This is a genomic window from Arthrobacter sp. HMWF013, from assembly GCF_003061105.1.
GTDB lineage: Bacteria > Actinomycetota > Actinomycetes > Actinomycetales > Micrococcaceae > Arthrobacter.
Map to the genome: position 1 here is coordinate 1 of NZ_QAIQ01000028.1, position 22687 is coordinate 22687.

At 61.6% G+C, this 22687-nt stretch carries 19 protein-coding genes and 1 pseudogene; 12 read left to right on the top strand and 8 right to left on the bottom strand.

Annotation, left to right across the window (positions count from 1 at the left end; genetic code table 11):
- The first annotated feature begins 45 nt into the window (after nucleotides 1–45).
- Nucleotides 46–483 carry a DUF4913 domain-containing protein gene (locus DBR22_RS01155; RefSeq protein ID WP_108597404.1) on the top strand — a complete coding sequence of 146 codons (438 nt, stop codon included), beginning with the start codon at nucleotides 46–48 and terminating at the stop codon, nucleotides 481–483.
- Between the two features lie 91 nt (nucleotides 484–574).
- On the opposite strand, the gene DBR22_RS01160 is transcribed toward DBR22_RS01155, so the two are convergent.
- The gene (locus DBR22_RS01160; protein ID WP_108597405.1) at nucleotides 575–904 is read right to left on the bottom strand and encodes a histone-like nucleoid-structuring protein Lsr2; all 330 of its coding nucleotides are present in this window, start codon (nucleotides 902–904) and stop codon (nucleotides 575–577) included.
- Between the two features lie 332 nt (nucleotides 905–1236).
- Here DBR22_RS01160 and DBR22_RS01165 point away from each other — a divergent pair, with 332 nt between their 5' ends.
- Both DBR22_RS01165 and DBR22_RS01170 read left to right on the top strand, forming a co-directional pair.
- Complete coding sequence (locus DBR22_RS01165; RefSeq protein WP_108597406.1) at nucleotides 1237–3210, top strand: ATP-binding protein; 1974 nt, start codon at nucleotides 1237–1239, stop codon at nucleotides 3208–3210.
- A gap of 74 nt (nucleotides 3211–3284) precedes the next feature.
- Nucleotides 3285–3749 (top strand): DUF4760 domain-containing protein, encoded by a 465-nt coding sequence (locus tag DBR22_RS01170; protein ID WP_108597407.1) that lies wholly within the window; start codon nucleotides 3285–3287, stop codon nucleotides 3747–3749.
- Nucleotides 3750–4578: 829 nt separating this feature from the next.
- Here DBR22_RS01170 and DBR22_RS01180 read toward each other — a convergent pair.
- Nucleotides 4579–6078, bottom strand: coding sequence for an amino acid permease (locus DBR22_RS01180; protein WP_219928066.1), 1500 nt, complete (start codon nucleotides 6076–6078; stop codon nucleotides 4579–4581).
- Nucleotides 6079–6461: 383 nt separating this feature from the next.
- Complete coding sequence (gene ald, locus DBR22_RS01185; RefSeq protein WP_108597408.1) at nucleotides 6462–7577, bottom strand: alanine dehydrogenase; 1116 nt, start codon at nucleotides 7575–7577, stop codon at nucleotides 6462–6464.
- Between the two features lie 136 nt (nucleotides 7578–7713).
- On the opposite strand from ald, the gene DBR22_RS01190 reads away from it, so the two are divergent.
- Nucleotides 7714–8190 (top strand): Lrp/AsnC family transcriptional regulator, encoded by a 477-nt coding sequence (locus DBR22_RS01190; protein WP_108597409.1) that lies wholly within the window; start codon nucleotides 7714–7716, stop codon nucleotides 8188–8190.
- 428 nt (nucleotides 8191–8618) lie between these two features.
- On the opposite strand, the gene trpA is transcribed toward DBR22_RS01190, so the two are convergent.
- The 4 genes and pseudogenes from trpA to DBR22_RS01210 form a co-directional block, all read right to left on the bottom strand.
- Nucleotides 8619–9449, bottom strand: a complete 831-nt coding sequence (gene trpA, locus DBR22_RS01195; RefSeq protein WP_108597437.1) for a tryptophan synthase subunit alpha — start codon at nucleotides 9447–9449, stop codon at nucleotides 8619–8621.
- An 11-nt stretch (nucleotides 9450–9460) separates the two neighbouring features.
- Nucleotides 9461–10789: a tryptophan synthase subunit beta gene (trpB, locus tag DBR22_RS01200; RefSeq protein WP_108597410.1), complete on the bottom strand. Its 1329-nt coding sequence runs from the start codon at nucleotides 10787–10789 to the stop codon at nucleotides 9461–9463.
- A gap of 156 nt (nucleotides 10790–10945) precedes the next feature.
- Nucleotides 10946–11191, bottom strand: a pseudogene (locus DBR22_RS01205) (indole-3-glycerol phosphate synthase TrpC); the annotation flags it as partial.
- Between the two features lie 16 nt (nucleotides 11192–11207).
- Nucleotides 11208–11606, bottom strand: a complete 399-nt coding sequence (locus DBR22_RS01210) for a RidA family protein (RefSeq protein ID WP_108597411.1) — start codon at nucleotides 11604–11606, stop codon at nucleotides 11208–11210.
- A gap of 133 nt (nucleotides 11607–11739) precedes the next feature.
- Between DBR22_RS01210 and DBR22_RS01215 the strand changes: the two genes are divergently transcribed.
- The 7 genes from DBR22_RS01215 to DBR22_RS01245 are packed head-to-tail and all read left to right on the top strand — an operon-like array spanning nucleotide 11740 to nucleotide 19935.
- Complete coding sequence (locus DBR22_RS01215; protein ID WP_108597412.1) at nucleotides 11740–12591, top strand: fumarylacetoacetate hydrolase family protein; 852 nt, start codon at nucleotides 11740–11742, stop codon at nucleotides 12589–12591.
- 5 nt (nucleotides 12592–12596) lie between these two features.
- Complete coding sequence (locus DBR22_RS01220; protein ID WP_108597413.1) at nucleotides 12597–13079, top strand: cupin domain-containing protein; 483 nt, start codon at nucleotides 12597–12599, stop codon at nucleotides 13077–13079.
- Between the two features lie 4 nt (nucleotides 13080–13083).
- A complete protein-coding gene (locus DBR22_RS01225; protein ID WP_108597414.1) occupies nucleotides 13084–13956 on the top strand; it encodes an acyl-CoA thioesterase in 873 nt (290 codons plus the stop codon).
- A gap of 52 nt (nucleotides 13957–14008) precedes the next feature.
- Nucleotides 14009–15667: an AMP-binding protein gene (locus DBR22_RS01230; protein ID WP_108597415.1), complete on the top strand. Its 1659-nt coding sequence runs from the start codon at nucleotides 14009–14011 to the stop codon at nucleotides 15665–15667.
- A 14-nt stretch (nucleotides 15668–15681) separates the two neighbouring features.
- On the top strand, nucleotides 15682–18072 hold the full coding sequence (locus DBR22_RS01235; protein WP_108597416.1) for a bifunctional salicylyl-CoA 5-hydroxylase/oxidoreductase: 2391 nt from the start codon (nucleotides 15682–15684) through the stop codon (nucleotides 18070–18072).
- 2 nt (nucleotides 18073–18074) lie between these two features.
- Nucleotides 18075–19439 carry an MFS transporter gene (locus DBR22_RS01240; RefSeq protein ID WP_108597417.1) on the top strand — a complete coding sequence of 455 codons (1365 nt, stop codon included), beginning with the start codon at nucleotides 18075–18077 and terminating at the stop codon, nucleotides 19437–19439.
- Nucleotides 19440–19446: 7 nt separating this feature from the next.
- Nucleotides 19447–19935 (top strand): acyl-CoA thioesterase, encoded by a 489-nt coding sequence (locus DBR22_RS01245; RefSeq protein WP_108597418.1) that lies wholly within the window; start codon nucleotides 19447–19449, stop codon nucleotides 19933–19935.
- Here DBR22_RS01245 and DBR22_RS01250 read toward each other — a convergent pair.
- Nucleotides 19911–21584, bottom strand: coding sequence for an AMP-binding protein (locus DBR22_RS01250; protein WP_108597419.1), 1674 nt, complete (start codon nucleotides 21582–21584; stop codon nucleotides 19911–19913). The genes DBR22_RS01245 and DBR22_RS01250 overlap by 25 nt on opposite strands.
- Nucleotides 21585–21826: 242 nt before the next feature.
- Here DBR22_RS01250 and DBR22_RS01255 point away from each other — a divergent pair, with 242 nt between their 5' ends.
- Nucleotides 21827–22684 (top strand): PaaX family transcriptional regulator, encoded by an 858-nt coding sequence (locus DBR22_RS01255; RefSeq protein WP_108597420.1) that lies wholly within the window; start codon nucleotides 21827–21829, stop codon nucleotides 22682–22684.
- Nucleotides 22685–22687: the final 3 nt, after the last annotated feature.

Consider the following 22687-nt stretch of genomic DNA (forward strand, 5'->3'; position numbering starts at 1 on the left):
CCACTGTCGATAATCCCTGGGTCACGAAGTAAGGAAGCTGCTGCCATGACAGACGATTTTGGGTTGTTCGATACGGACACTCCGCCGGCAAGTGCCGGCGGCAGCGAAGACGAGCGAACAGAGAAAAAGCCGGAGCTCGTCTACGGTTCGCCCGAGGAGTTCCTGCATGAGCAGCTGCTGCCCACATATGTCCGCAGCGTCACCGGAAAGTCCGCGAAGTGGTGCATCGAGTGGTACTTCCACCCGGAAGCCGTGTCACGCGTAGCTGCAATGTGGCGGGCCTGGGAGCACCTCCGCCTGGACGCTGCCACCGGCATGAGCGTGTGGTGGCGCGACCACGCAGACCACCACATGCGGGTCCTCCTGGACCCCCAGGGCCCGTTCTACAACTGCGACATGAAAGAACATCGCGACCCCGAACACCTCGAACCAAGAAAGGCGCCAGCGGGATGGTTCCCAGACGTTCGGACTATTCCTACCTAGAAACGGGCAGCTACCGGATGATGGCAGCGCAATAAAATAGTCGGGGCTGGAATCTATGGATCCCAGCCCCGACTTTTTCTTTGTTTCGTCCTTAGTGCACGGCCTCGTACTTCTCTACGACTTCCGCTTGAATACGACCACGAGTATTTACCTGGATGCCGTTCTCAACTGCCCACATCCGTACCGCTTTTGCATCCGGCCCACCCTGCGAGGACTTTGTACGAGCAACCGGACGACCACGTCCGCCAGATACCTTGCGGCCGGCGTCCGTAAAGCGGCTCAGAGCTTCGCGTAGTTCGTTCGCGTGCCCCTCGTTCAGATCAATCACGTATTCACTGCCGTCGAGGGCGAAAGATATCGTTTCGCTTGCTTCCGAGCCATCAATGTCATCTTCCAGAACCACGACCGTCTTTTTTGCCATAAAACGATTTTAACTGCCAGCTGAACGATCGGATGCGCCACGCGACAAGCAATTAGTAGCCGACTAAGGAGACCAAGCAGGCCGACGGCTAACTTTCGAATCAGCTGGCGATAAGAAGTGCGCAGCAACGGCACTCACGAAGCGAGCAGTACACAGTTGGGGTCAACCCGGGTTATCCACGGCTGGAAACCGGGAGCCACCGGGAAAGCTCCCTCAGAAGCAGTAGTGGTGGATAACCCCATCAGGATTGTCCCCGGCTGTGGGCAGTGGTGCGCTCCTTAACCTTTAGACCCTTGAACTGGTTGCACTGCCATAGGTGGCATGGTTGTCTCATGCGTATTCAATTGGAGGCTGGGGCCGACCACGTCGAAGCGTTGGCGCACGAGCGCAATCCGGTCCAAGCCGTCATTGAGCTCATCTGGAACAGTCTGGACGCCGAAGCACACACCGTCACTGTAAGCCTGCTCCGCAATGACGCTGGCGGCGTCGAAGGCGTCATCGTCGAAGATGACGGACACGGAATCAGCCCAGACGAATTTCAGTCATCCTTCAAGTGGGTGGGCAACTCTTGGAAGCGCGGCGCCCAGACAACGAAAGGTCCCGAGGGTCGCCCCCTCCATGGCGAACTAGGCCAAGGCCGACTCCGTGCCTTCGCGCTTGGTACTACCGTGCGTTGGATATCCGTTGCTGAGGACGCCACGGGACAACGCTATAGAAGTGAAATCGCGGCCACCGTTCCGGACCGCAATGATTTCAGGGGTCCTGAGCCATCCCAGTCGACAGCCGAAACAGGTACGAGATTTGAGGCAACAGGTCGGCATAAGCTCGACCGCTTGGATACTGAAGCGGCCAGGGAGCAGATAACCGCCGCCCTCGCTCCATATCTAATGACTTATCCCGACGTGTCAGTAGTTCTTGATCATCGCTCTCTAAGGCCTGCCGACGAGATTGAACGCGACGTGACTGAGGCACTGTCATGGGCGCATGGCGATTCAGTGCACAACGCTGACCTGCGCATAATCGAATGGAAAGGCGGCAAGGAACGCACACTGCACCTGTGCAGTGATCTGGGTGTTCCCGTCGATGATTTGCCAGCTGGACCAGCACCAGATTTTAGGTACGCGGCGTATGTGTTGTGGTCGGACATGCCTCATCACGCGGCCGAATGGATTCTGGCGAAGATGGAACATGAGCCAAGTGTCATCGGATCCCTACTGAAGTCTGTCAACGCTCGCTTAGCGTCCTACTTTGATGAGCGACGTGACGAACAACGGCGTGAGCTGGTCGAGTCCTGGAAGGGCGACGACACCTACCCCTACAAGGATGGTCCGGAATCCGAAGAACAGAAAGTCGAACAGGCTACATTCGATGTCGTCGCAACAGCGATACGACGGCACATGCCCAAGAAAAGGGAACAGCGGCGTTTGACACTTGGACTCCTTAAGGACACTCTGCAGCGGCATCCGACCGGGCTGGGGAACCTTCTCGATCAATTTGTAGGCTTGAGCGCCGAGGAAAAGGACCAGCTGACGCGATTGTTGGAGCGGTCATCCCTGGCTCGACTGATTGCGGCAAACACGAGCGTTACCAACCGAATCGATTTTCTAGCTGCCTTGCGTCACATGATTTTCGACAAGGAGGCGTCCGAGGTTGTGAAGGAACGCCAGCACCTTCACACCATGCTGGAGAGCGAACTTTGGGTTTTCGGTGAGCAATTCAACATGATGTTTTCTGAGCGCGGTCTTACTCATGCACTCCGACAACACCTAAACATGCTTGGGCGGGACCCCAAGGAGGCAGGGAACGTCCGACTCACAGACGGAGGCCAAGGTCGACTCGACCTAATGCTCTCCGCGAAGACGAGAGATCATGACCGCATCAGGCATCTGGTGGTGGAACTCAAAGCCCCTGCCGTGAAAGCGACGGATAAGGAAGCTTCTCAAATCAAAAAGTATGCTCGAGCTGTGGTTGCCAACCCACAGTTTGCGGACACTCGCTCTGAGTGGGATTTCATGCTGCTGGTAACTGATTACGATGACTCCGTCCGGGGAGACATCAACCAGGATGGTCGCGCCTCTGGGATTTTGGATCAATCGCGCGTGGATCCGAATTCACCGGTTAATTACCGGGTTTGGGTTAAAAAGTGGAGCGAAGTCATAAATGAGGCCGAGCGCAGGCTCGACTTTTATCAACAGAGCCTGAACCATGACCCATCGCTTGACGACGTCCGCGCGTACCTCGTGGAGCACCATGGCGATGTCATTCCTCAAGGCCTCTTTCCGGAAGGCGATGCACAAGCGAGTTAGTAGCTGATGGAACACGAAGAACCCGTCCTGGCGCTGGCAGAGATTACTCGCAAGAGGACCCTTATTGTGGGGGCATGGATGTCGCAGCTTTGGTGGTATCGATTTTTGCTTTCGTCGCCGCCGCTCTGAGCGCCCTTTACGCGAGACATCAGGTCCGTGTTGCTCATTCAGCCTCGCGCGCCCAGTCGCTGCTCGCTGTTTTGGACTATCTCCAGAGGTCTGACATCCGTGACTCAAGACGGGAAGTGCTAACCGTTTTGAGCACTGTTCCGGCTTCGTCATGGACAGATATACAGCGCGCTACTGCGTCCAACGCTTCAGCTTCTTACGACCTAGTCGGGACGCTGCTCAAAAGCGGGGTTGTCGACAAAGAACCAATCATCCAGAACTACGGGGCCAGCATCGTTCGTTGCCATGATATTTGCGCTCCGATGATTCAAGGTTTCCGCGCTAACATGCCCGATGCTCTCGCTAAGAGTTACTGGGACGACTTTGATTGGCTGGCTGATGAGGCGCGCAAGGAGTTTGGCCACGGCTAGATTAGCGACTCGTAAGGTCCACGCCGATGCTCCCTCTACCTCGACGACGCTGCGTATAGCAAGCCTCCAAGTTGCACGAGTCTGTCCGGTATGGATCTAAGACTGTTCGGGAGCCCCGTGCAAAAACTACTTTTTGGACCCTATTCTCACGGTCCATCGACTGCGCTCTGACGTCAGGCTGGGGTGTGCCCTAATCTGGCGGTCTCTCCGCCAAGCAGCGCTGTGCCGACCCAGATACAACCCGGAGCAGGAAGGGAACGAAGGGCAATGCCTAAGGCGAGGACCAACAGGGACATCCACAACCAGCGGTCGAGTCCCAGCCGGTAAGCGAATCCGGGTGCTAGGGGTGAAAAGACCGCGAAAGCGACTAGTGGAAGTCCCGTTAGGAGCCCCCGCCGCACTGGTTAGCCCAAGATCAGTGCTGGCGTTCGCGAGTACAGGCCCCACGCTGACAAAGGCTACCCGAAGGTTAACTGCGATGAGTGAACCCCGATTAGGGCGAAGCTCAGCCTGACGACGCGGTCTGGTGGCTTCCGGATTACAGCGGGCATGGAAGTTATTCCTCTTGCGCGGGGAGTAGCGCGTATCCACTGCCCGAGTGCGCTTATGACAGGTGGCTGAGCCGAATCGACCTGGCAGGATGAGATTGCTCATTAGCGCTGATTAGCACCACCGAGCAACCGCGGACTCGCCCTGAGTCTACGACTCCAGCAAGCATTATTCGAAAAAGACCGTCGCTCGCGTGAATTAGCGAGGCCGCGGAATGAACTCAGCGGTGGGAAGCGATAGCCAACACCGTCAAGGTACGACGATGAAGCCTTGGGGTCACTTAGCGCACCCCTTCAGAGGAAGCAGCGTCGGCGATTGTAGAAGCATTCGCCGCACTGTCGATTTCTTCCTGCAGGGGATCGTAGCGTTCCTCGGCACGACCACGTGTGTGCTTGTCGACAAAGTAATAGGCGATCAGCAGCAGTGCGAAGAACGGCACGCCCGCCATCCATGCCGACGTGAGTCCGTCTATAAACATTGTGGAGATCAGCACGGCGGCGAGGAACAGGATGGCGAGAGTGCTCGTCACGGGGGCGCCGATTAGGCGGGCGGGTGAATTTGGAAGGTTATGTCGGGCACGCACTATCCGGAATCGTAGGTGGGTCACCAGGATCAGGATCCATACGACAAGAGCGCCGAAGACGGAAATTCCGAAAAGTGCCAGATAGGCGGTGTCAGCCGCGACGACGGAAATGATGGCAGCCAAGAGCAGGCCGGCAGAGCTGAGGATTAGCGCCCGGGCAGGTGCGCCGCCCTTGGACAGCTTGCCTGTCCACTGCGGTGCGTATCGATGTGCCGCGAGCGAATGGAGCATGCGGGATGTCAGGTAAAGATTGGCGTTTGCTGATGAAAGCGCTGCCGTCAGAACGACGAAGTTCATGATCGTTGCTGCCGCGGGGATACCGGCAGCTTCAAACACCAAGACGAAGGGGCTCGCCGTAATGTTGCTGCCTACTTGTGCAGTTTCGGTCCAAGGGATCACGGACAGGACAATGGTGATGGCGATCAGGTAGAACAAGACCAGTCGAAATGCCATGGATTTGGTGGCGCGGACGACGTCCCGCTTCGGGTTTTCCGATTCGGCAGCGGTTACGGAGACAACTTCCGTACCTATGAAGCTGAAGATGACGAAGACCATGGCCAGTAATAGCCCCTCAAGGCCGTTAGGCATGAATCCGCCGCTGGAGGTCAAGTTGTCGAGCCCGACGGGGGGCCGGTTCGGTAGCCCGAAAAAGAGCAACGCTACGCCCAGGAGTATGAAGGCAACGATGGCGCTGACCTTGATCATGGCGAACCAGTACTCGACTTGGCCGAACAATTTGACTGCCGCTGCATTCACTCCAAGGATCGCCACAGAAAATACCACGGTGGTGAGCCATAGGGGGATCTCTGGCCACCAGAACCGGACAAATATGCCGGCAGCGATTACTTCGCCGCCGATGGCTATGCATTGAATTGCCCAGTAGGTCCAGCGGACAACGAAGCCGGCCCATCTGCCTATGTAGGAGTGGGCCAAGACGCCAAAGGCGCCGGCAGTTGGATGTACAACAACCATTTCAGCGAGTGCCCAGGCAATAACGAGGGCAACCAGGCCGCAAACGATGTAAGCAAGAATCGTTGACGGCCCGGCTTGGGATATCGCCAGTCCGGACCCTAGAAACAGGCCAGTTCCGATGGCTCCACCCAGCCCGATCATACTTAGCTGGCGCCCTGTCAACCTCCGTTGTAGACCATGAGTGTTTGATTCCATGGGCGGATCCTGCAAATTCTGTTCAGTCATGAAAATGCTCCGTCTTTCTAGAGGGATGAATCGATGCTCGACGTTGAGGTAGCGATTCATGGGTGCGACACGAGCCAAGAGGTCTGCCCCCGGCCTTGTGGGTCGTCGCTTGGAAGCAGTGGCCCTTCAGTCTGCAGCCACTAGTTCTCGACGCTTAGTGGCTGGCACCGGCCGCGCAATCCGACGCTATAGAGGTCATGTTGCGGCCAGTAACCAAGTCTATTTCAATTGTGTTACGTTCGTAAGATTTCTGCCATATATGACGCGCCGGCCTGAAAGCGGCTCTGCTAGGGCGGCAAACCGTTTGGCTGATGAAGTTGTCATCCCGTTCCGCACTGCCCTTGTCTCCTGGATCGTGACCGTGAGGGCCATTCGGTCTAGGACTAAATGGTGACGAGGTCTTGCCAAGCTGATAATTCCAGGCCATGGGCGTCGCTGACCGAGCGGTGCGTGACCTTCCCGCCGACGACGTTCGCGCCTGCGGCGAGGGCGGGGTCGCGGTCGAAGGCGGCCTTGACGCCCAGGTTGGCCAGGGATACGGCGTAGCGCAGGGTCACGTTGGTCAGCGCGTAGGTGGAGGTGTTGGGGACGGCGCCGGGCATGTTGGCTACGCAGTAGAAGATGGTGTTGTGGACCTTGTAGGTGGGTTCCTGGTGCGTGGTGGGCAGGGTGTCTTCGAAGCAGCCGCCCTGGTCCACGGCGATGTCCACCAGCACTGAGCCGGGCTTCATGCGGGCCACGAGTTCGTTGGTGACCAGTTTGGGGGCCTTGGCGCCGGGGATCAGGACGGAGCCGATCACCAGGTCGGCGTCCACCACCGATTTTTCGATCTCGTACTTGTTCGAGGCCACGGTCTTGAGCCGGCCTTGGTACTGGGCGTCGAGTTCGCGCAGGCGGTTGATGTTGATGTCCAGGATGGTGACGTCGGCGCCGAGGCCCAGGGCCATGGCTGCGGCGTTGGTGCCGGCCACGCCTGCTCCCAGGACCACCACCTTGGCCGGACGCACGCCCGGTACGCCGCCAAGCAGTACACCTTTGCCGCCGGCGGGAGCCATGAGGGATGAGGCGCCAACCTGGACGGAGAGGCGGCCTGCGACCTCGGACATGGGGGCCAGCAGCGGGAGGGTGCGGCCTTCCTGCACGGTTTCGTAGGCGATGGCGGTGACGCCGGAGTTAATGAGCTCGCGGGTGAGTTCGGGCTCGGCGGCGAGGTGGAGGTAGGTGAAGAGGATCAGGCCCTTGCGGAAGCGGTGGTATTCGGCCTGGATGGGTTCTTTGACCTTCATGACCATGTCCGCGCGGGCCCAGACGTCGTCGGCCTCGTTGATGATTTCGGCGCCGGCGATGGCGTATTCCTCGTCGGTGATGCCGGAGCCGAGGCCTGCGCCGCGTTCCACCAGCACGGTGTGGCCGTGCGTGCGGAACTCGTTAACGCCCGCGGCCGTGATGGCTACGCGGAATTCGTTGTTCTTGATTTCTTTCGGGACACCGATGATCATGAGAAACCTTTCGAAGAAGCGTGAAGGAGATTTACTAAAAAAAGCACATTCTGTCGTAAGTTGCCTATAGATTTGTAGAATCTGCAGTAGGAACAAAGGAATCAGACAGTTCTGTCGGGATGAGCGGAGTGGTTGGGTGGAAGAACCGAAGAAATTGCGGTCACCGTTAGATGATCTGGACCGCAAGCTGCTGGCACTCTTAACAGAAAACGCTCGAAGCACGAATCAGGCGCTCTCGGAAGCTCTCGGGATCGCACCCTCAACGTGCTTGTCACGGTTGAAGGCGCTCAAAGACACCGGAGTCATAAGCCGATTTACCATCGATGTCGACACGGTGGCACTCGGCCGGTCCCTTCAGGCGATGGTGAGCGTTCGTTTGCGGCCGGGCGCAAGGCACCTCATGACGGCCTTCGGGGAGGAACTGCGGACGATGCCTGAGATTTCCCAGTTCTTTGTACTCGGTGGAGCGGACGACTTCCTCATCCACATAACTGCTCGGGACACAGAGCACATCCGCCAGTTTGTCCTTGAAAAGCTCTCGTCTAACCCGGCAGTCGCTGGAACGCAGACAAGTCTTGTTTTCGAGCATTCACGTGGAATGTCACCCGCCTAAGGAAACGCAAGTGGACTAGAGGCGGGTACGGGAAGCGCCGGGTTGGTGAGATGTCAGAACCGTCTAGGCACGCTGGAAGTGCGCAACTGGCTGAAAGTTATTCGCATCCGCGTTGGCGCCTCAGCTCCCCGCGCAACCTGAAAAAGACGACAGAGTAGGGAGAGGGCACCCGCCAGTCCTTGGTCACCGTGCGGCTTTCTTCCCGCTCACTAAGTTCTGCCCCGGGTCTGGGCAGGCCAGAGTTTCACGTTGCAGCCGAAGGACATCAACACGGGCACGCGGCGCTGGAACTGCGGTCCTGGTCCCATCGGTCACCGCGTACCACGTACGTTGCAAGGATCCCCCAAGTCAATGGGCCGGAATCACCAGTCCGGGCTGGGGATGCTGGCCGGCACCATGGCGGCCGCCTGAAGGAGCGTCTGCATCGATTAGGCTTCTTCCCTGGTCAGGCCGGTTTCCCGGGTCAAGCCAGTGCTGAGGTCCTTGGTGAGGGCAGCGACGGCCTCCACGCCGCCGTCGCGGATTGCGGCCACCAGCGCGGTGCCCACGATCACGCCTTCAGCGTAGGCGGCGATCTCCCGGACCTGGCCGGCATTGCAAACGCCCAATCCCACACAGACGCGCTCGGCGCCGACAGCATGCGCGGCGGCCACCACGTCCTTGGCAGCAGTGCTGACGGAAGTCCGGGCGCCGGTGACCCCCATGATGGATACGGCGTAGACAAAGCCGCGGCTGGCATCCACGGTGCGCTGCATCCGCTCCGTGGTGGAGGACGGCGCCACGAGGAACACCCGGTCCAGGCCGTACTTGTCCGAGGCTTCCATCCACTCGGCGGCCTCGTCAGGGATGAGGTCCGGGGTGATGAGGCCGGCGCCGCCAGCTTCGGACAGGCGCCGGGAGAACTCGTCCACGCCCATCCGGACTACCGGGTTCCAGTAGGTCATCACCAGGACGGCGGCATCGGTTTTGCTGGTGATGCCGGCCACCACATCAAAGACCTGGCGCACGGAGAAGCCCTTGGCCAGCGCCTCGGTGGTGGCAGCCTGGATGACCTGGCCGTCCATCACGGGATCAGAGTAGGGAATGCCGATTTCGATGAGGTCCGCGCCGTTTTCTGCCAGGGCAATACCTGCTGCGATGGTCTCCTCCACGCTCGGGTATCCGGCGGGAAGGTAACCGATCAGGGCTGCGCGGCCTTCGGCGCGCGCCTTGTCAATGGCCGCGGCCGACCTGCTGATGGTCTGTGCCTTGCTGGCCATCTCTGCACTGCTCACAGCTGCTCCCCCTCTTTGCCGATTTCCGCCTCGGCGGAGTCCTTGTCCAACAGATCGAACCATTCCGCTGCGGTGGCTACGTCCTTGTCACCGCGGCCCGAGAGGTTCACGATCACGATCTTGTCCTGCGCGGCCCCGCCGATAGCGGCAGCTTCTTCAGCCATCCGCTGGCCAACCTTGATGGCACCGGCCAGCGCGTGCGCGGACTCGATGGCGGGGATGATGCCTTCGGTGCGGCAGAGAAGGCGGAAGGCTTCCATGGCCTCGCGGTCAGTGATCGGCTCGTAGCTGACGCGGCCGATGTCCGAGAGGTAGGAGTGCTCCGGGCCCACGCCGGGGTAGTCGAGGCCCGCGGAGATGGAGTGGGACTCGATGGTCTGGCCGTCGTCATCCTGCATGAGGTAGGAGCGGGCGCCATGCAGGACGCCCGGCTTGCCAAGCGTGATGGTGGCCGCGTGGCGGCCTGTTTCCATGCCGTCGCCGCCTGCTTCGAATCCGTAGATCTTCACGGACGGGTCGTCCAGGAAGCCGTGGAAGATGCCGATAGCGTTGGAGCCGCCGCCGATGCAGGCGCAAACGGCGTCCGGGAGCCGGCCTTCCTGGTCCAGGATCTGGGCCCGGGCTTCCTCACCGATCACCTCGTGGAAGTAGCGGACCATCGCCGGGAACGGGTGGGCGCCCGCGGCCGTGCCCAACAGGTAGTGGGTGTTGTCCACGTTGGCCACCCAGTCGCGCAAGGCGTCATTGATGGCGTCCTTGAGGGTCTGCGAGCCGCTGGTCACCGGGATGACGGTGGCGCCCAGAAGCTCCATCCGGGCAACGTTCAGTGCCTGGCGGCGGCAGTCTTCGGCGCCCATGTACACCACGCACTCCAGGCCCATCAGGGCAGCGGCGGTGGCGCTGGCCACGCCGTGCTGGCCGGCGCCGGTCTCGGCAATGACGCGGGTCTTGCCCATGCGCTTGGCAAGCAGCGCCTGGCCCAGGACGTTGTTGATCTTGTGGGAACCGGTGTGGTTCAGGTCCTCGCGCTTGAGGAAGATACGGACTCCCCCGGCGTGTGTTGAGAAGCGCTTGGCTTCGGTCAGCAGGGAGGGCCGGCCGGAGTAGTTTTTGTTCAGGTCCGCGACCTGGGCCCGGAATTCGGGATCGTCCTTGGCCTTGTCGAACGTCTCTTCAAGCTCGTCCACGGCCGCAATGAGGGACTCAGGCATCCAGCGCCCCCCGAAGCTGCCGAAGTACGGCCCCGGGGCGTGTTTCAGGGAGCCGCCCTGCAGGAATGCCTCCACGGCCTTGTTGTCAGCGTTTCCTGAGGGTGCGTCGGCCATCAGTCCCGTCCTGTTCCAGTTGATCGTTCGGTAAGTTGTGGTGTCCCGGCAGCGGTGCCGGAACAGAATCCGCCGGGCGGCAAACAGCCCCTGTCCACAGCGTGCGCAGGGCTTTCCGGTCAGCCGTGGTCAGCGACGGCGGCGGCGCTGCTAGATGAGGACGCTGATGACGGAAGTGCCGCCGCGGGCCTGCTGCCTGACGAGCGACGCGGGGTCGCCGATACTGGCCAGCTCCGCCTTGGAGGGGCTCCGCGGCTTGATATTAACGGTGGCCTTGAGCTCATCGCGCGTAGCCGAAGTGCCGACCCTCCCAGGCATCACGGACAGGCGCTGCAGCCTGGGTCAGGCCCTTCAGTCAGCAAGGGAAACTAGCCGTTTCCTGGCCTCTGAATCCTCCCGGACACGGGCATCGTGCTGCTCAACGCCCCGGGATGACGGCGATGCCCTGAATCTCGATGAGGGCTTCCTTCTGCCACAGCCTTGTCACGCCGATGCCGGCCATGGCCGGGTACTCCGATCCTGCCATTTCACGCCAGATTCGGCCGATTTCTCGCCCGTGGGCCATGTAGTCGTCGACGTCGGTGAGATAGATGGTGACATTGACCAGGTCTTCCGGCTGGCCCCCGGCTTCCCGGAGGGTGGTGAGGACGTTGGAGAACGCCTGCGAGAACTGTTCCACGATGCCGCCGGGAACAATCTTCATATTCCTGTCCAGGGCGGTTTGTCCGCCCAAGAAAACGGTGTTGCCGGCGAGCATGCCGTGCGCGAAGCCGGAGGGCTTGGGAAGCGATTCCGGGTTAATCGTTTTATGGCTCATGCTGTTCCTCCTGGTCGGCGGGGGACTGCGAAAACTTGAAAAAGGCTCTGTCCAGATCAATTGTGTCGTGCTACCTTGAGTATATGTGACGGTCGTAAAAAAGTCGACACAATGACCTGAAGGGACAAATAGCATGAAACTCGCCACGTTGCGGACGGCCGGAGAAGGAACGACGGCGGCCGTCGCCATGGGGGCCGATTCTTACGTAGCCCTTCCGGCCGCCGATGTCGGAGAGTTGCTCGCCAGGCCGGACTGGCGGGAAGCGGTGCACGAAGCCCGTACGGCTGCCGGTCAGACCGTCATTGCGGCCGTTGATGCAGACTTCGCCCCGCTTCTGCCGCGGGCGGGCAAGGTGATCTGCTGCGGCCTCAACTATGGGGACCACATTCAGGAGATGGGCCGGGAACTGCCGCAATACCCTACGCTGTTCGCTAAGTACGCGGATACCCTGCTGGGAGCAACGGACACTATCGAGGTCCGTGGCAGTGACCGCGTCGACTGGGAGGCTGAACTGGCTGTCGTCGTCGGTTCTGAACTGTTCCGCGCTGACGAGGAAGAGGCCGCCGGGGCCATCGCGGGGTACACCGTGGCCAACGACGTCTCCATGCGGGACTGGCAGAACCGGACGCTGCAGTGGTTCCAGGGCAAGGCGTTTGACGCCACAACACCCGTCGGTCCGGTCCTGGTAACCCCCGACGAGGCTGGCGAAACTTTCGATGTCTACTGCTATGTCAACGGAGACGTTGTGCAGAAGGGGAACACCGGCACACTGGTGTTCGGTCCCGCGAAGCTTCTGTCCTACATCTCCCAGTTCACCATGCTGCGCCCCGGCGACCTTGTCCTGACGGGAACCCCTGGGGGAGTGGGCATGGGAATGAACCCACCACGTTTCCTGGAGGACGGCGATGTCCTCACCACCGAAATCACCGGAATCGGGCGGCTCGAGAACGTCGTCCGCATCCACCCGGCATCAACCAAGGAGTGACCACCGTGAACCAGACTGTTACCGAATACCGCCTCGAAGGCGACAACTCGATCTACGCGCAAGCTGACGGCAAGGTAGTCCCCGTGGTCACCCGCGCCGGACACGAAGACACCAACACCGCCCAGTCCGGTGACTGCATCCGCGTCTCGGGTGTCAGCATCCAGCACACACCCGCCACCAAGATCTGGTTCGGCCAGGTATCCAACACACCCGGCTACCGCTCTCTCCCGCACCACCACGGCGAAGCCGAAACCGGCGGCTACGTGCTGCGCGGCCACGGACGCATCTACTTCGGCGAGAACTACAAGGAATTCCTTGACATGAAGGCCGGCGACTGGGTGTTCGTTCCGCCGTTCATGCCGCACGTGGAGGCAAACATGTCCGTGACCGAAGAGCTTGTCTGGCTCACCGCCCGCACACCGGAAAACCTGGTGGTCAACCTCGAAGACGTCCCTGACGAAACGCTCGCCGACTACCGCAGGGCATAAACCTATGATTACCGGAACCCTGACCTCAGAAACCTTCCTGCGGGCTGTGGACCTCACGCCCGCGCCGGCGGAGGTCTACGACGAGGCCTACGAGGCCACCACCCAGTACGTGCCGTGGCCCAAGGCCTACGGCGGTGACATGGTGGCACAGGCCGCAGCAGCGATGATGCGCTCGGTCGATGATGACCGTTCCCTGCATTCGATGCACAGTTACTTCATGCGGCCCGTCGATATCGGCTCAAGCGTCCGCTACGAAGTGGAGCGGCTGCGTGACGGACGGGGGTACTCCACCCGGACCGTCCGCGGCTTCCAGAACGGCAAGGCTGTCTACGCCGCCATGGGCTCCTTCCAGGTACCCGAAGAGGGCCCGGACTTCCAGCCCGAGGCTCCGACCGTCGTCGACCCTGAATCGCTGCGCAGCGCAGCGGAAGTGCTGGAAGAGGCCGATGGCCCCGCTGCCGAATACTGGTCCGCCGGCCGCAGCTTCGACATGCGGCACGTTCCAGGGCCTGTCTACATCGAGCTGGAGGGCGGGCCGGTCCCACAGCAGGCCATCTGGGTCAAGGCCTTCGACAGCCTTCCCGACGACGCGGACCTGCACCGCTCCGCCCTTGCTTATGTGTGCGACTACACCATCCTGGAGCCGCTCCTGCGAGTTAACGGACTCCACTGGTCCAGCCCTGGACTTGCCACCGCCAGCCTTGACCACTCGATGTGGTTCCACCGTGACGGCCGGGTGGATGAATGGGTCCTTTACGCCCAGGAAGCCGTGTCCGGGCAGAGCAACAGGGGCCTTTCCATGGGCCGCTTCTTCGACCGGCAGGGAAGGCTCCTTGCCACCGTGGCGCAGGAGGGCATGATCCGTCCCGGCGCCTGACCTCTTCCACCAACTCATCAGTTTCACTGACGCACCACTGAAAGGAACGGCCATGCGCATGACGCCATCGGCCCACGTGGACACGTTCACCCGCGACCACCTGCCGCCCGCCACCACCTGGCCGGCGCTCGAATTCACCCTCCCCGAACTCCAGTACCCCGAACGGCTCAACGCCGCCGCCGCGCTCATCGACAATGCCGTCGCTGAGCACGGCGCGGACCGGCCCGCACTGCGGACCCCGGACGGCACCGTCTGGACCTACGGCGAACTCCAAAAGCGCGCCAACCAGGTGGCACAGGTACTCACCGAAGACCTCGGCGTGGTGCCCGGCAACCGCGTGCTGCTCAGGGGCCCCAATAATTCGTGGATCGTTGCCGTCTGGCTGGGTGTGCTGAAAGCCGGGGCAGTAGCGGTAACCACCATGCCCATGCTGCGCTCTATCGAAGTCGCCTCCCTGATCCGGCTTACCAAGCCGGTCGTTGCCATCTCCGATCACCGCTTTATTGCCGAGCTCGCCCTGGCGGCAGGGAAGGACGTCGCCGTCCTGCCGTACGGAAGCGATGACGACGGCGACCTCACCGCGCGCTGCGCTGCCAAAAGCGGGCAGTTCACAGCTGTGGATACCGCAGCCGACGACGTCGCGCTCCTGGGTCCAACGTCGGGCACCACCGGCGTGCCGAAGGTGACCATGCATTTCCACCGTGACATCCTTGCCAACGCCGACACCTTTGCCAGGCATATCCTGCAACCCACCGCGGACGACGTCTTTGCTGGTTCACCGCCGCTTGCCTTCACGTTCGGACTGGGCGGACTCGTGGTCTTTCCCTTACGGTTCGGCGCATCATCTCTGCTCACTGAAAGGGCCGGACCGGTCGAGCTCGCCGAACACGCGGCAGCCGCCGGGGCTACCGTCCTCTTCACTGCCCCCACTGCTTACCGCGCCATTCTCAAGGAAGGGCGGGGCGACCTGCTCCGCGGCCTGCGGATTGCCGTTTCCGCAGGCGAGCATCTGTCCAGGGAGACGTGGGAGGCAGTGCGCGATGCAACCGGGCTGCGCCTGGTCAACGGCATCGGCTCCACCGAGTTGCTGCACGTTTTCATTTCCGCAGCGGGGGATGACATCCGACCCGGTACCACAGGCCGGGCGGTCCCCGGCTTCCGGGCCACCATCCTTGACGGGGAAGGCAACGAGGTCGGGCCAGGACAAAGCGGCCGTCTTGCAGTCATTGGTCCCACCGGTTGCCGCTATCTTGATGACGAACGCCAGGCGAATTATGTAATCGGCGGCTGGAACGTCACCGGTGACACCTTTGTCATGGACGAGGACGGCTACTTCACCTACCAGGCCAGGTCGGACAACATGATCGTGTCCTCCGGCTACAACATTGGCGCTCCCGAGGTGGAAGCGGCCATCGACCAGCATCCAGATGTGGTCGAAAACGCCGTGATTGGCCGGCCCGACCCCGAGCGGGGCAGCGTGGTGTGCGCCTTCGTGGTGCTTCGCGACGGCGTCATCGGCGACGCCGGCAAGCGGAAGGACATCCAGGACTTCGTCAAGGCGACCATAGCCCCCTACAAGTACCCGCGGGACATCCGCTTCGTCACCGAGCTGCCGCGCAATCCCAGCGGCAAGCTCCAGCACTTCAAACTCCGCGACTCCATCGCGGCCGAAACCCAAGAACTCACCCCCGCCTGCCAGAGCCAGGCGTGAGAAGGAGCAGGACCATGAAAATCGCAATTGTTGGAGGCGGCCCGGGGGGCCTGTACTTCGCGGCACTGATGAAGCAGCTGGACCCGTCGCACGAGATCACCCTCTGGGAACGGAACGCTGCGAGCGACACCTTCGGCTTCGGTGTCGTCTTTTCCGACGAAACCCTGGGCGGGATCGGCAACGCGGACCCCGTGGTGGCCGATTACATGAGCCGCCGGTTCGCCCGCTGGGCTGACATCGATATCCACTTCGGCGGGAAGATGATCAGCGTGGGCGGCCAGGGTTTCGCCGCCATGAGCCGCAAGGAACTGTTGGAGCTGCTCCAACGCCGCTGCGCGGAGCTCAACGTCGACCTGCGCTTCCAGACCATGGCTCCTGCCGTTGAAGAGCTCGAAGCCAATTACGATCTCGTGCTGGCCGCGGACGGCGTCAACTCGCAGATCAGGGCAAAGTACGCCGAATTTTTCGGACCGGACCTCGATCCGCGCACCAACAAGTTCATGTGGCTCGGCACGGACCAGGTCTTCGAGGCCTTCAAGTTCTTCGTGAAGGAGACCGAGTGGGGTGTCATGCAGATCCACGGCTACCCGTACTCGGACGAGGGCTCCACGTTCATCGTTGAGATGCACGAGGACGTGTGGCGCTCCGCCGGCTTCGACGAAACCGCGAACGAAGTGTTTCCGCCGGGTGTCTCTGACGAGAAAGCAATCGCCAAGATCCGTGAAATTTTCGCTGAGGAGCTGGAGGGCTACGAAGTCCTGGCCAACAACTCCAAGTGGCTGAACTTCAACACCGTCCGCAATCAGAGCTGGAGCAAGGGCAACGTTGTCCTCATTGGGGACGCAGCCCACACGGCACACTTCTCCATCGGCTCCGGCACCAAGCTGGCCATGGAGGACTCGCTGGCCTTGGCCGCCTGCCTGCACGAACATACTGACGTCGAATCTGCACTGGCCGCCTACGAGGCCGAGCGGCGTCCCGTGGTGGCCTCCACCCAGCGTGCTGCCCAGGCATCCCTTGAATGGTTCGAGCGGATCGGCCAGTACAAGGACCAGGATCCCACACAGTTCGCCTTCAACCTGCTGACCCGCAGCCGCCGCATCACTCAGGAAAATCTGCGCCTTCGCGACCCGGAATTTGCCGAGGCAGTGGAGCGGAATTTCGCCCAATCCCAAGGCCTGACACAGGTCGCGCCGGCCATGTTCCAGCCCTTCCGTATCGGCGGGCTGGAACTGAAGAACCGCGTGGTGGTCTCTCCCATGGACATGTACTCCGCGGTGGACGGCGTTCCCGGGGACTTCCACAAAGTCCACCTCGGCTCCAAAGCCCTGGGCGGCGCAGGCCTGGTCATGACCGAAATGGTCTGTGTCTCGGCGGCAGGACGCATCACCCCCGGCTGCACCGGCCTGTATACAGACAACCAGCGGGACAGCTGGAAGGAGATCGTGGAGTTCGTCCACAATCAGTCCACCGCCAAAATCGGCGCCCAGATTGGCCACTCCGGCCGCAAGGGCTCCACCAAGCTCATGTGGGAGGGCATCGACGAACCACTGGAAACCGGCAACTGGCAGGCGGTGGGCCCCTCCGCCATCCCGTACGGTCCCCCCAATCAGATGCCCGCGGAGCTTGACCGCGCCGGCATGGACGCCATCCGCGAAGAGTTCGTCGCCGCGACTCTCCGGGCCGAACAGTCAGGTTTTGACCTCCTCGAGGTCCACGCTGCCCACGGCTATCTGCTGTCTTCGTTCCTCTCGCCGGTTTCGAACCGGCGGACGGACGAGTACGGCGGCAGCCTGGAAAACCGGCTGCGGTTCCCGCTGGAAGTGTTCGACGCCGTCCGCGCGGCCTGGCCTGGCAACAAACCGGTGACGGTGCGCATCTCGGCAACGGACTGGATCGAGGGCGGTAACACCTCCGACGACTCCGTCGAGATCGCCCGCGCCTTCGTTGCCCACGGCGCAGCGGGCCTGGATGTCTCTACCGGCCAGGTAGCCAAGGAGGAAAAGCCAGCTTACGGGCGCAGCTACCAGACGCCGTTCGCTGACCGGATCCGTCAGGAAGTGGCCGCCCCGGCAGGCATGGCAGTGATCGCCGTCGGCGCCATCTCCAGCTACGACGATGTAAATTCCATCCTCCTGGCCGGCCGGGCAGACCTCATCGCACTTGGCCGCACCCACCTTTACGACCCCCAGTGGACCCTGCACGCAGCCGCCGAGCAGGAGTACCAGGGCCCGGCCGCCGCATGGATCCCGCAGTTCCGCGCCGGCCGCCGCAAGCCGCCAAGCTCCCGCACCGACGCTGTACGCCCCCGCCTGTCCCTATTAAAGGAACCAGATGCTGAAACCACCAACCCACATCTTCGCTGGACCCCCGCTTCCTCCTCAACACCGGTTCTGGTGAAGTAGCCATGGCAAACGCACCCGCCACGGACTGGAAAGTCCCCACCCGCACCACCGGACTTGTCCTCTTCTGCTGCTGGCTGGCCATCCTGGCCGAAGGCTACGACGTCGGCGTCCTCGGCGCCGTCCTGCCCGCACTGGCCGAATACAAAGAATGGAACCTCAGCCCGCTCGCCCTCGGGGGACTGGGATCCTACGCCCTGGTAGGCATGCTGATTGGCGCGCTTTTCATCGGCACCCTCAGCGACGTCATCGGCCGCAAGAAAATGCTCCTGGCCGCTATGGCCATCTTCACGCTGACCCAGGCGGGCGCAGCGTGGGCACCGACTCCGGAACTGTTCGGACTCTTCCGCCTGATCGGCGGCCTCGGTATGGGCGGCATCATCCCCGTGGCAGCAGCCCTGACCATCGAATACTCCGCACCGAACAAGCGCTCCTTCAACTACGGACTCATGTACTCCGGCTACTCACTCGGCATAGTGGCGGCCGCCCTGGCCGCACTGTTCGTCCTGCCCTTGGGCGGCTGGCGGGCGGTGATAGCAATCGGTGCCGCGCCGATCGTGCTGCTCCCCATCATCTGGAAGCTTCTTCCCGAATCGCTGGATTACCTCGAGACCAAGGGCCGCAGATCCGAGGCGAAAGCCCTGGCCGCCAAGCTCAACATAACCGATTACACGCCGGTGGCTGCGCCTGCACCGGCCACCTCGGGGGCAGCGGCAGAACCGTGGTGGAAAACCATCACCACCATGTTCTCCGGAAAGTACCTGCGCTCCACCGTCTTCTTCTGGATCTCGCTGTTCCTCGGCCTGCTCCTCGTCTACGGCCTGAACACCTGGCTGCCGAGCATCATGAAGAAGGCCGGATACGATCTAGGCTCGTCGCTGACCTTCCTGCTGGTCTTCAGCCTTGCCTCAGCGATCGGCGGCCTCATCCTGGGACGCGCCGCGGATAAATACGGCAAGAAGCTCATCCTCGTGGTTTTCTACATCCTAGGCGGGCTGGGCATCATGCTGCTGGTCTTCCCCAACACCATGGTGGTCAACCTGCTGTTCGTCGCCTTCGCGGGCATCGGTTCCATCTCCACCTCCCTGGTCCTTACCGGCTACATCGCCGACTACTACCCCGCCAAGATCCGCGGCACCGCCACAGGATGGGCCTTGAGCTTCGCCCGCCTGGGCGCCATCTCCGGACCATTGATCGGCGGCTGGATCGCCGGCTCCAAACTGCCCTTTGAGGCTAACTTCGCAATTTTTGCCGGCATTGCAGTGCTGGCAGCCGCGGCAGTTGCCATGATTCCCAAGCCGCAGACGGAAGCTACTGTTGCTCCGTCAAGCGACACGGAAGAAGAAAACGCCGACATCGGCACACACTAGGAGCAGCATGGACCACACTGAGACGTCGGGGAGCGCCGGGTTTCCCCAGGCAACCGTTGAGCGGACCGTGGAGTGGGTGGATACCGACGCTTCGGGCCACCAGCACAACTCGGCCATCCTGCGCTGGGTGGAGGCGGCAGAGGCAGAACTCTTCCGAAAACTGCACCTGCCCGACTACTTCCCCAGCGCCCCCCGCGTCCAGCAGGTCATCAACTACAAGGCCAAGCTATGGTTCGGGCAGCGCGTAAGCGCAACCGTGAAGATCAACGTTCTCGGGCGGACCTCCCTGACCATGGGCTTCGAGGTCCGGGGCGAACCAATGGGCGCCTCCGACGAAGGCGTTCCGGACTACGGGTCTGTGGCGGCTTTCGGGACCGTCACCACGGCCCATGTTCCAGCCGGCGCCGCCAACGCACAGCCCTGGCCGGAGCACTTCGTCCGGGCTGTGCGGACCGGGTCCTCGAATGCAGCTCAGCCGACGCTAACGGCCACCTGAGTGCGTTCTGTCGCAGCTGACTCCTGAACACGCTCCCGTTCGAGTTCGGCGCGCAACACAAAGTGCTGCAGTTTGCCGCTGGGGTTGCGCGGCACTGCGGAAACGAACCTCACGTCGCGGGGATACTTGTAGGGCGCGATGTTGGCCTTAACGAAATCCTGAATCTCTTTCCGTTTCGCTGCGCTGGCTTCCACTCCTTGGCGAAGAACAACAAACGCGCAGATGATGTTGCCGCGTTCAGAATCGGGACGCCCCACCACCGCGCTTTCCACCACCTCGGGATGCTGATTTATGGCCTCCTCCACCTCCGCTGCTCCGATGTTGTAGCCAGAGGAGATGATGAGGTCGTCCAAACGCGCCACGTAGTGGAAGTACCCGTCTTCGTCGCGCATGAACGTGTCTCCCGTCAGGTTCCAGCCGCCCTGTACGTAGTTGAGCTGCCGGTCGTCCTTCAGGTACCGGCAACCGGTAGGCCCAATGACGGCAAGCCTGCCGGGCTGGTTGGCGGCTGCTTCGCTGCCGTCCTCGTCGAGGACCGTGGCCCGGAAACCGGGGACGGCAAGGCCCGTTGCCCCCGTGCGAATATCACCCTCGGCGGCGGAGATGAAGACGTGCAGCATCTCGGTAGACCCAATGCCGTTAATCAGACGCAACCCGGATGCCTCATACACCGCCTCCCAGGTCTCCTTGGGCAGGTGCTCCCCGGCGGATATCGCCAAGCGCAGGCCCTTGAGTAACGCCGCTTCCCCTTCCTTCAGGATGGCCCGGTAGGCGGTGGGCGCGGTAAAGAGCACGGTAGCACCGGCGGCGGCGGACTGGCGGGCGAGTTCCACCGGGGTAGCCCGCTCGGTCAGAAGGGCGGAGGCGCCAAAGCGCAGTGGGAACACAACCAGTCCGCCGAGTCCGAACGTGAACGCCAACGGTGGTGAACCAGCGAAAACATCGGCGGCGGTAGGTTTGAGGATGTGACGTGCGAAGGTGTCCGCGTTGGCCAGGATGTCCCGGTGGAAATGCATCGTGATCTTCGGGACCCCTGTGGTTCCGGAGGTCGGCCCTAACAGAGCCACGTCATCGGCTGCGGTGGCCACGTCCTTGAATGTGCCACTTTTCTGGCCGCATTGGACTGTGAGATCACCCGCATCGTCGCTCCCATAGATAAGGACAGCAACATCCTCCAGTGCTTCGGCTACGCCATCTGCAAAGCGGTGGTCGGTAAGGGCTACCGTTGGTCGGGTCGCTGTGCAAATCGCCCTGAGTTCACTACTGCGCAGCACAGGCATAGTCGTCACGACGACGGCTCCTGCCTTCAGCACCCCCAGCCAGGCCGCCACAAGCCAAGGGTTGTTCGGACCGCGGAGGAGCACACGGTTTCCCGGTACTACCCCCAAGTCCTCCGTCAGAACTTGGGCCACTTGATTCGCGCGCTGATGCAGCTGCCCGTAGCTCCACGATTCCCCATCGGGGGTATGCAGGGCCGGACGGTCGTTGCCGAAGGTACGTACTCCGTCGGTAATAAGGCTGGTCGCAGCATTTAACTGTTCCGGATACTGCAGCTCGGCAAGTGTGAACTCAAGGACAGGCCATTGGTTGGCGGGCGGGAGATTGTCACGGGTGAAGGTGTCCATGTGCGCTGAAGGGGATAACACCATTGCTTTCCTTTCAAGAGTGAGCAGAGCAGGGCGAGGTGATGCGAGAAGCATCAAAATATGGCGAAACTTTGACGGTCGTTACAGGACTGCGATATGCTTAGACTAATTCAACGAAATTGCGGGACTGCGACTTTCTTGTTTCGCGCCCGTAAAGGCTTGAGTACGTACAGTCCGCCCCGCGGTGTGACTTTCGGCGCCTGTAGCCTATGAATGACATTCGCGATATCAACACGAGGTGCCCTATGGCCGATGCTGCTTCCACTCCCGACGTAGTCCCCATGCCCCGCCACCAACACCTGATTGTGACCATTTACGGGCTCTACGCCCGTGACCACGGCGGGGTTCTCGCCGTCTCAGACCTGATCAGCCTTCTGCGCGAACTGGGGGTGGAATCGGCTGGGGTACGTTCCTCCGTGTCCCGGCTCAAAAAGCGGGGAGTGTTGGTAAGCCTCAAGCGAGGGGGATCCGCTGCGTACAGGCTGGCGCCGGGACTGGAGGATGTTTTCAAAGCTGGAGACGAACGAATCTTTTCTCCCAGAAGGGCACAAAAGACAGATGGCTGGATTCTTACCTCCTTCTCCGTGCCGGAATCGCAGCGGCATCTGCGCCACAAGCTTCGCGCCATCCTTACCCGCATGGGATGTGGTCAGGTATCCGCGGGGCTTTGGATTGCGCCTGGGCATTTGGCCGCGGAAGTTGCCCTCCAGTTGCAACGTGCAGGACTGACTGAATACGCGGATTTGTTCACTGGTGCCTATCTGGGAGAACCGGAGGTTTCGGCAAAAGTAGGGCAGTGGTGGGATCTGGCTTCCCTCGAAGCCCTTTACACCGACTTCCTTGACAACCACGGAAACCTGCTCGAGCGATGGACTGCCACCCCGCGGAAGGCGGGGGAAAGCACCGCTACGCTCCGGCAGGCCTTCGTCGACTACGTGACCACAGTGACGCAGTGGCGGCGCTTGCCCTACATGGACCCGGGCCTGCCCGTGGTCTACCTTCCGGATGACTGGGCAGGGCTGGCGGCCGAGAAGTTGTTTGCCGACTTACACGCGCAGTTAGCCCCCATGGCGCGCCAATATGCCCACTCCGTCCTAGGCTAAGTT